This is a genomic window from Tomitella biformata AHU 1821, assembly GCF_000524475.1.
GTDB lineage: Bacteria > Actinomycetota > Actinomycetes > Mycobacteriales > Mycobacteriaceae > Tomitella > Tomitella biformata.
The window spans coordinates 1-1,902 of record NZ_BAVQ01000014.1; the positions used below are offsets into that span (position 1 = coordinate 1).

1 protein-coding gene is annotated in these 1,902 nt (G+C 68.3%); it reads left to right on the forward strand.

Annotation, left to right across the window (positions count from 1 at the left end):
• Positions 1-135: 135 nt before the first annotated feature.
• Complete coding sequence (locus TBIF_RS07195) at positions 136-1,350, forward strand: IS110 family RNA-guided transposase (protein WP_024794158.1); 1,215 nt, start codon at positions 136-138, stop codon at positions 1,348-1,350.
• Positions 1,351-1,902 lie beyond the last annotated feature (552 nt).

The following is a 1,902-nucleotide window of genomic DNA, read 5'->3' on the forward strand; positions in this document are numbered from 1 at the left end:
GAGCTGATATATATCGAGTAGGCCTTCACAAACACCTCCGGAGGTGCAAGGAAGGGAATGTAAGAAATTCCCACTTCGCCGAGGCTGGGGACGTTCCCGCGTCCCACGCCTCGCAGCACCCCGGAGGTGTTTGCTATGTCCGCCACCAACCAACCAGTGACGTCATCCACCATTGTCGTCGCCGTCGATGTCGGCAAGTCCGTCGCCGCGATCTCCGCCACCACCGCCGACCGCCACCGACTGTTCGGCCCTGTCGAGATCACCATGACCGTCACCGCCGTCGCCGACCTGACCACGCATATCCAATCCCGAATTCCAGCAGATGCACAGGTCAAGCTTGGTATCGAGGCCGCCGGGCACTACCACCACCCCATGCTCGACCACTCGTGGCCCACCGGCTGGGAGGTCCTCGAGGTCAACCCCGCCCGCGTCGGCGAGCAACGCCGGATCAACGGCAAACGCCGCGTCAAGACCGATGCCATCGACCTCGAGGCGATCACCGACCTGGTCTTGGCCGGGCAGGGCCAACCCGCTTCCGCACGTCCCTTGGTGATCGAGCAGATCACCGCACTGACCGCGCACCGGACCCGCCGCGTCCTGGCCCGCACTGCGGTCAAGAACCAACTGATCAGCCAACTCGACCGTTCGTTTCCCGGACTCACGCTCGCCCTGCCGAGGGTGCTCGACACCAAAATCGGACGCCTGATCATCGCCGAGTTCGCCGACCCCGCCCGCCTACGGCACCTCGGCACAGCCAAGCTGATCCGCTTCGCCGGCAACCGCGGCCTGCAACTACGCCAACCCGTCGCCGAACGGCTGATCGCCGCCGCCCGCGAGGCCATGCCCACCCACGCAGCGCCCATGGCCCGGCAGATCCTCGCCCAGGACGCGGCGCTGCTCGCCGACCTCGACGCCCAGATCGGGACCGCCGAGGCGCAACTGGCCGCGCTGCTACCCGACAGCGACTTCGCGACGCTGACCACCGTCCCCGGATGGGGTGTCGTCCGTGTCGCCAATTATGGTGGGGCACTAGGTGATCCGGACCGGTGGCCGGGGCCACGGCAGGTCTACCGGGCCTCCGGGCTCTCCCCGATGCAGTACGAGTCCGCCGGGCGGCGCCGGGACGGGAAGATCAGCCGCGAGGGCTCCGTGCGGCTGCGTCGGGCATTGATCGACCTCGGTCTGGGTTTGTGGCTTATCGAGCCCGCCGCCCGGGCCCGTGGGGCTGAGCTGCGGGCCCGCGGTATGAAGGGCAAGGTCATCGCCTGCACCATGGCCAACCGCGCCAACCGGATCGCGTTCGCGATGGTCCGCGACCACACCGCCTACGAGCCGGCCCGCTGGGCCTGACGACCGGGCCTGACCACCGCCGCTGCTGCCCCTGCCCCGGTCCTCGCCATGGGGCGACGGAGCGCAAAGAGCGGTCCACCGCCTGGGATACGTTTCGCCACAGCCGATGCCATGTCGCGGTGGACGGCGATGAGCACCGGCGCACACTGCTCCGCGATCGGGCAGACCACCATGCCCCGGGCCCCACTGGGCCGACCGTCTGGGTGAGAGGAGATTCCGATTGGTGTGAGCCCTTCACAACTCCGGCCGTAGATGTCAGGCTGGAGGGTGGGACGAGGGGCTGGATCAGATGCCGCCTGAGCTATGGCGGACCGGTCACCCGGTTACGCCGCAACTAGCTTGGCACCCGGCCCCTCGCCCTCATAGCAGCCCGAACGTCGCCAGATGACCCGCCAATCTCGGGTGAGGTCGCATATGTCAGCGTGGGCGCTGGGCACCCACCCCCCCGAACCGGCACACCGGCCGAACAGCACCGGCCCTGGCACCGCCGCCACTCGCGACGGCGATGCCACCTGGGCCAGCCCGCACTTGACAAGACCTATAGCCAGCTAG

Excerpts from the sequence above, each read along its gene's own strand:
- TBIF_RS07195 (WP_024794158.1), top strand. The coding sequence starts at position 136 with ATGTCCGCCACCAACCAACCAGTGACGTCATCCACCATTGTCGTCGCC.